Source organism: Clostridioides sp. ZZV15-6598 (assembly GCF_020657705.1).
Taxonomy (GTDB): domain Bacteria; phylum Bacillota; class Clostridia; order Peptostreptococcales; family Peptostreptococcaceae; genus Clostridioides; species Clostridioides difficile_F.
The window spans coordinates 1-7,527 of the sequence record NZ_JAGWCS010000169.1; the positions used below are offsets into that span (position 1 = coordinate 1).

Sequence of the window (7,527 nt, forward strand, 5' to 3'; positions counted from 1 at the left end):
ATACTAACATTAGTATATAAAGAATTTTATATAAAAATATCTTTATAACTTGCAATAATTCTAAAAATATAAATTTACTTAAAGAGGGGAATGATTTGCCAATGAGCGAGATAACTAGTCAAATGATAAGTACAGAAGAAAAAAAATATGTTGCTAAAACTCAAAAAATACCTTATTATCCAGTAGCATTTAAATCAGGTGAAGGTGCGATGCTATATGATTATGAAGGTAATGAGTATGTAGACTTTTTAGCAAGTGCAGGCTCTGCAAATGTAGGTCATGGAAATAAGGAAATCTCACAAGCAGTTAAAGAACAAATGGATGATATCACACAATATACACTTGCATATTTCCATAGTGATCCTCCTGTAAAATTAGCTGAAAAGCTTGTGGAAATAGCCCCTGGAGATAATGATAAGAAAGTATTATACAGTGCAACAGGTTCTGCTTGTATAGATGCTGCTATAAAATTAGCAAGAGGATACACTGGAAGAACAAAAATAATATCTATGTGTGAATCATATCATGGAAGTACTTATGGAGCTATATCTATATCTGCATTAAGTACAAACATGAGAAGAAAAATGGGTCCATTATTACCAGAAGTTTATCACTTCCATTATCCAGATAAAAATAGAACTGCTAAAGAATGTTTAGATGAAATGGAATACGCTTTTGCACACTACTTACCAGTAGAAGAAGTAGCTGCAATATTTATAGAACCAATTGCAGGAGATGCAGGAATAATAGTGCCTCCAGTAGAATGGATTCAAGGATTGAGTAAAATATGTAAAGAAAATGGAATACTACTTATAAGTGATGAAATACAACAAGGTATGGGAAGAACAGGTAAATGGTTTGGTATAGAAAATTTTGGTATTGAAGCAGACCTTATAGTTCTTGGAAAATCTGTTGGTGGAGGATTACCTCTAGGAGCAGTTGTTGGAAGAACAGAAATAATGCAAAGTCTTGATGCGCCAGCACATCTATTTACTTTGGCTGGAAATACAACAGTATGTGTAGCTGCTTTAAAATCTATAGAAATAATTGAAAGAGAAAACTTACTTCAAAAGAGTATAGAAATGGGAGATTATATTAAAGCAGGATTTGAAAAACTAAAAGAAAAATACGATATAATTGGAGAAATAAGAGGCTTAGGTTTATCTATAGGAGTTGATATAGTTAAAGGAAAAGGTTCTACTGAAAAACATCCAGATGCCACAGCTAAGATATGCTATAGATGTATACAAACTGGATTGATAATGATATTCTTAGGACAATCTACTTTAAGAGTACAACCACCTCTAGTAATAACTAAGGAGCAAGTAGATAAAGCAATGAGTATTATAGATTCTGCAATAGATGATTATTTAAATGGTAGAATTGGTGACGAAGTTTATGAAGTAACTCAAGGTTGGTAAAATAGATATTAAATAAAAAAGAGTTATCTCAATTTTAGAAAGTAATTTCTGAAATGAGATAACTCTTTTAAGTTACCCACAAGTAAGAAGATTAGTCGATTCATTAAAGGTTATGTTTTGGGTATTACTTTTGTGAGTATTAGAAACAGTATTACGAGAGTAGTTACTCTTACTCGAACTATCTGTCAATTTTGTTATAATCAAAATTGCTAAAAGAATAAAAATTACTGTGTATAAAGCAATAACATATGGTTTTCTTTTATATTTGTATTTGTTATTAAAAAAAGAATGTCCATAATTATCTCTATTGACCTTATGTTTGTTTATATTTGTATTCTTTTTTTTGTTATTTTTCTTTTTATCATCCTTTTTTCTATTTTTAGGGTAAGGAATGACTTTGTGTGTATCGTCAAGTTTGACATTTTTATTTTTTTGAATATTGTTTTCTAGGCTAGCTTTTTTTTCTCCAAATTGAATAGTTTTATTGGTATTGTTGTTATCTTTCAATGTTAATCTCCCTCCCTTAAACTTTCCCTTTAGATAATATTACTACTAACCTATAGAATATACAATAATAATATACAATGAATAAAATTTTATAAGTATAAATCTCTTTCCCCACGTTCTAAGGCAGTCATATTGTTAGATACGATGTTTCTTATGTCTTCTCTTTCTATCTTAGCTATTTCTTCAGTAATAAGTTTTTTACCCATAACTTTAAGTTCTTCGTCACCATAATCAATTAAAAATTCATTTAATGTAGTAAGTGCATTTGGTGTGCAGACATTGTGAATTTGACGACTTTTAGCCAAGCTCATAAATCTATCTCCAGTTCTACCTTTTCGATAACAGGCTGTACAGTAACTAGGGATATATCCATCAGTGATTAGTTCTTTAAGTACCTCTACAGGGCTTCTGTGGTCTCCAACCTCGAATTGATCTGTATTGTCACCATCTTCATATGCTTTATATCCACCAACACCTGTTAGAGAACCTGCACTAACTTGTGATACACCATATTTTAGTAATTCATTTCTCATTTCGGCAGTTTCTCTAGTAGACATTATAATTCCAGTAAAAGGAACAGCCAATCTAGTTATAGCTACGATTTTTTTGAACATATCATCAGAAACTAAATGAGGGAAGTTTTCTAAACTCATACCTTCAGCCTTTTTTAATCTAGGGAAAGATATGGTATGGAATCCTACACCAAATTTTTCTTCTAGGTGTTCATTATGCATCATAAGTCCTAAAACTTCAAACTTAGGGTCAGCTAGACCAAATAAAACTCCTGCACCAACATCATCAACTCCAGCTTCCATGGCTCTATCAAAAGCTGTTAAATGATAGTAGTAGTCATTTTTTACAGATTGGCCATGCATCTTTATAAATGTTGGCTTATGGTAAGTTTCTTGGAATAGTATATAAGTTCCTATTCCTTTTTCTTTTAGTAGTTTATATTCATCTACACTAGTGGCAGCTATGTTAACGTTTACCCTTCTTATGTTTCCATTTTCATTATATGTTGAATAAATTGCATCTAAGCAGTCTAATATATAATTTATATCACAGTTTTTAGGGTCTTCGCCAGCTTCTAAAGCAAGTCTTTTATGACCCATTTTTTCAAGTATTTTAACTTCTTCTCTTACTTCATTCATAGTAAGTTTTTTTCTTTTAAATTTATTGCATGTATTGAAACCACAGTAAACACATTCATTTACACAATAGTTTGATACATAAAGAGGGGCAAATAAAACCACTCTATTACCATATATTTCATTTTTTATTTGCCCAGCTATACTAAATAATCTATCAAGTTGTTTTTTATCTTCTACTTCAAGAAGTGTAGCTATATCTTTATAGCTAAGTTTTTCTCTTCTATCAGCCTTATCAAGTACTTTCTCAATATCATCAGAAGTTGAATTTTTTGCATCCTCTAATAAAGAATTAATAAGTTCATGTTTTATGAACATTTACAAACGCCTCCATTCAATATTATCACCGCGAGAGTAGTCAACTTTAAGTCCTAGTGACTTGATATTTTCCTCTAAACTCTGGTGATATTCACAAGCTTCTTGACCAGTAAATGCTTTGTTATCATAAAGAGAATATTGTTTTCTAAATTCTTGAGGAGAAAGGTTTGGCATAATTACATTACAACCAGCTAAAAGACCTGCATTTCTACCACTAGGGTTTATAGATGCAAGAGCTGTTGTAGCAGGTAATAAGACTTTTGGAAGTAGAAGTCTCGTAATTGAAAGCATAAGTAGTGTCTTTTCTAAATCACCATGTTTATAATCTTTAAAGATTGTATCATGATGTGGGATAAAAGGTCCTATACCAACCATATGAGGATTTAACTCTTTTAGGTATAATAAGTCACGAACAAGGTCCTCATTGCTTTGGAATGGCGACTCAACCATAAATCCAGCACCTACTTGATAACCAATTTCCTTGAGGTTTTTAAGGCATTCTTTTCTAGTTCTAAGTTCAATGTTAGGCGGATGTAATTTTTTGTAATGGTTGTCTGTGGCAGTTTCATGTCTTAAAAGATATCTATCTGCACCACTTAAAAAGTATTTTTTATAGGAGTCATAGCTTTTTTCTCCTAATGATAATGTTATAGCACAATCCTCATATTTATTTTTTATACTTGAAACAATCTCACATATCTTATCATCAGTAAAATATGTGTCTTCACCACCTTGTAAAACAAAAGTTCTGTATCCTATCTTATAACCTATATCACAACACTCAAGTATTTCATCCATTGAAAGTCGATATCTTGTAATATTTTTGTTAGAAGATTGTATACCACAGTAGTAACAATTGTTTTTGCAGTAGTTTGTAAGTTCTATAAGCCCTCTTAAGTATACTCTATTTCCATAGTGTTTATTTCTCATATCGCTAGCTTGCTTGTAAAGATAGTTTCTCAAATTTTGTTCAAAGTTATATTCTTCATTGTCGATATTTTCTATTAAGTATAGTAGTTCATCAAAGCTTAATGAATTAATGCTGTAAAGTTTATCTATAAAGTATTTAATCTTATTTTTAGTCATATCTAAATATGTATTTATTAAATATAGTTAAATTTTTAGTAATTGAAAAGTTCAAGTGATCTTTCCAAAATACCTTTTGTATATGCTATTAAAATACCATAGTTTACAATAGGTACATTGAAAGATTTTGCCTTTTCTATTCTAGATAACATTCCAGCTCTATTCATCATACAAGCTCCACAATGAACTACAAGTGCATATTTAGTTATATCTTCAGTGAAGGATACTCCAGAACTAAATTCAAAAGTAATATTTTTACCAGTTTTCTTTCTAATCATATTAGGGATTTTAACCGTTCCAATATCATCAGTTTGTCTGTGATGAGTGCAACCTTCAGCCATCAAGACCTTGTCACCATCTTTTAAATTTTCTAAAGCATAGGCACCATCAATTAATTCTTTAAGGTCTCCTTTTTGTCTAGCAAACAATATAGAAAAAGATGTAAGAGGAATATCTTTTGGGGTATCTTTATCCACTTGTGGAAATACTTGAGAGTCAGTAATAACAAGCTTAGGTTTTTTACTTAAATTAGATAGAGTTTCTTTTAAGTTATCTTCTTTTGTAACTATAGAAATTGCTCCAGTATCCAAAATATCTCTTATAACTTGCTGTTGAGGAAGTATAAGCCTACCTTTTGGAGCAGCCTTGTCTATTGGAACGACTAAGACAACTAAATCATTTGGCTCAATTAAATCTGATACCAATTTAAACTCAGTACTATCTTTAGGTAAAACCTTTATTATTTCATTTTTTAAATCTTCAATTCCAATTTTATCTGTTGATGAGACAGAAACAACTGGACACTTAACTTTATTTTTAGTTAAGCTTAAAATTTCAGATTGATTTTTAATTGTATCAATCTTGTTAAGTACTAAAATATGAGGTATATTCTTATCATTAAACTTTTCAATTAGTGATAAATCTTCTTTTGACACACCAATTTGGCAATCCACTACTAGTAAAGCTATGTCTGTCTTTTCTAAAATATCTAATGATTTGTTTATTCTAAGCTCACCAAGCTCACCAACATCGTCAAGACCAGCAGTATCTATAAGAACACAAGGTCCTATAGGAAGGATTTCCATTGGTCTAAATACTGGGTCTGTAGTAGTTCCAGCAATATCTGATACTATCGCAGCACTTTGATTTGTTATAGCGTTTATTACACTAGATTTACCTGCATTTCTTTTGCCAAAGAGACCTATATGTACTCTTATTGATTGTGGAGTAGAATTTAGACTCATTTGTACTCACCACCTTAAATTTCTTTTTTTGATATACTAGTTTTTACAGATACATGAGGTATGTTTCCCAATTTACCAGTCAAACTATTGATAATATCCATTTCGCCAACAACTGCTATACATACAATTGAGACACCTTCTTCTTCACAAGGAATTCCCATTCTACCTTTAATAATGCCTTTAAAAGTTGATACAACTTCATTAAATTTAAGCTGACATTCTTTTGGTTCTTCCAAAATAGCACTTATAACCGCAACCTTTTTCATAAATATCCTCCTAACTCAGAAAATATGTTCTTAAACAAATCCAAAATCAAAAAACTTTTCTTTTTAAAGAAAAGTTTCTACAAAAGAAAAGTTATTAATTACACAATTATAATGTGCTATATTAAACTATTTCCTTACAGATTAGATAACTCTTTTCTGGTAGGGTTAGCTTGTAAAATTTATTTTAACAACAATTAACTAAAGAAAATTTTTATACAGTTTGTGTGAATCGTATAAAAATTAACTAAAGAAAATTGAAGTTACTTATATAATAGTAGTAAATCGAGATTAAGTCTATAGAAAAACCAATTTTTGTATAAAAATAAAAATAAAAATTGGTTATTTACAAAGAAATGACTTTAATAAAATATATAGTTAATTATTTTTTTAGCATATAGTTTATAAGAAGTTTTAGAGTATTTTCAATTGCTTCTATGTGAGTTCTTTCGTAGTGGTGGCTATTATTTGTTCCAGGGCCAACACAAGCTATTTGAACATCTTCTCCCCAACGAATAGCCTCTGAAGCATCTGAACCATAAAAAGTAAATACATCGACAGCATAATCTAAATTATTATCTTCTGCAACATCTACAAGTTTATTTCTTAAATTAAAATCATATAGAGATAAGTTATCTTTTGCAACTATAGTTACACCATGTTCACTAGATGTCTGACTTGGTCCAGTAGGTGCTATATCTATTGCTACAAATTCTCTAGTTTTTTCAGGTAAAGCTTTAGAGACACCATGTCCAATTTCTTCATAATTACTTATATAAAAGTTGGTAGTATGTTTAGGTGTTAAGTTGTTTTCCTTAAAGTATCTAGCTATTTCAAGAACCATTGCTACAGCTGCTTTGTTATCTATATATCTAGATTTTATAAAGCCAGATTCTGTAGCTTCAAAACGATGGTCTAGACATACAAAATCTCCAACACTTATTCCTAAATCCAAAACATCCTGTTTATTAAATACTTTTTCATCAAGTCTGATAATCATTGTTTCTTCATTTCTTTCAGATGCAGCTTTTGTCTGTCCATATATATGAGTAGAAGCGTATTTAAACACAACACTTCCTCTGATTTTTTTACCTTTTCTAGTTATAACAGTACAATTTTCACCCTCTATAGCGGCCCAACAACCACCACCAACTTTATGGTATTTAAGAGTACCATCTGGTGATATTTCTTTTACCATAGCACCAAGTGTATCCATGTGTGCAGATATTGTTATTTGATTTGAATCATCTTCACCAGGAAGAGTAGCTATAAGTGCACCTTTTTTTGTAAGAGTAGTATTAAGACCTAGAGTTTCAAAATCCTTTTTGCTTTCCAAAACTGCATTTTCAGTATATCCAGCTGGACTTGGTATATCAAGATACTTCTTCATTAAATTTATAGTATTAGTTAAATTTAAGTTCATATTATTTCCTCCTAAAAAATATATATTCATACAAATTATAACATAAATACGAATGTTCTGAAAACTGTATTTGAAAGAAAAATCTCTAAATCTATTAAAAAAAATAATATATAAGAT

At 30.2% G+C, this 7,527-nt stretch carries 7 protein-coding genes; 1 reads left to right on the forward strand and 6 read right to left on the reverse strand.

What is annotated here, in order from left to right:
- Positions 1-101 precede the first annotated feature (101 nt).
- Positions 102-1,421 carry an aminotransferase class III-fold pyridoxal phosphate-dependent enzyme gene (locus KGF50_RS19355; protein WP_227840643.1) on the forward strand — a complete coding sequence of 440 codons (1,320 nt, stop codon included), beginning with the start codon at positions 102-104 and terminating at the stop codon, positions 1,419-1,421.
- Positions 1,422-1,493: 72 nt separating this feature from the next.
- Here the strand turns inward: KGF50_RS19355 and KGF50_RS19360 are convergent, their stop codons facing one another.
- The 6 genes from KGF50_RS19360 to KGF50_RS19385 all read right to left on the reverse strand — a co-directional run bounded on the left by KGF50_RS19360 (position 1,494) and on the right by KGF50_RS19385 (position 7,410).
- A complete protein-coding gene (locus KGF50_RS19360; protein WP_227849573.1) occupies positions 1,494-1,928 on the reverse strand; it encodes a hypothetical protein in 435 nt (144 codons plus the stop codon).
- Positions 1,929-2,017: 89 nt separating this feature from the next.
- Positions 2,018-3,394 carry a [FeFe] hydrogenase H-cluster radical SAM maturase HydG gene (gene hydG / locus KGF50_RS19365; RefSeq protein WP_227849574.1) on the reverse strand — a complete coding sequence of 459 codons (1,377 nt, stop codon included), beginning with the start codon at positions 3,392-3,394 and terminating at the stop codon, positions 2,018-2,020.
- Positions 3,395-4,480 carry a [FeFe] hydrogenase H-cluster radical SAM maturase HydE gene (gene hydE, locus KGF50_RS19370; protein ID WP_227849575.1) on the reverse strand — a complete coding sequence of 362 codons (1,086 nt, stop codon included), beginning with the start codon at positions 4,478-4,480 and terminating at the stop codon, positions 3,395-3,397.
- A gap of 35 nt (positions 4,481-4,515) precedes the next feature.
- Positions 4,516-5,724 (reverse strand): [FeFe] hydrogenase H-cluster maturation GTPase HydF, encoded by a 1,209-nt coding sequence (gene hydF / locus KGF50_RS19375; RefSeq protein WP_227849576.1) that lies wholly within the window; start codon positions 5,722-5,724, stop codon positions 4,516-4,518.
- 14 nt (positions 5,725-5,738) lie between these two features.
- Positions 5,739-5,990 (reverse strand): TM1266 family iron-only hydrogenase system putative regulator, encoded by a 252-nt coding sequence (locus KGF50_RS19380; protein ID WP_227434807.1) that lies wholly within the window; start codon positions 5,988-5,990, stop codon positions 5,739-5,741.
- Between the two features lie 379 nt (positions 5,991-6,369).
- Positions 6,370-7,410, reverse strand: coding sequence for a M42 family metallopeptidase (locus tag KGF50_RS19385; protein WP_227849577.1), 1,041 nt, complete (start codon positions 7,408-7,410; stop codon positions 6,370-6,372).
- Between the last annotated feature and the right edge of the window lie 117 nt (positions 7,411-7,527).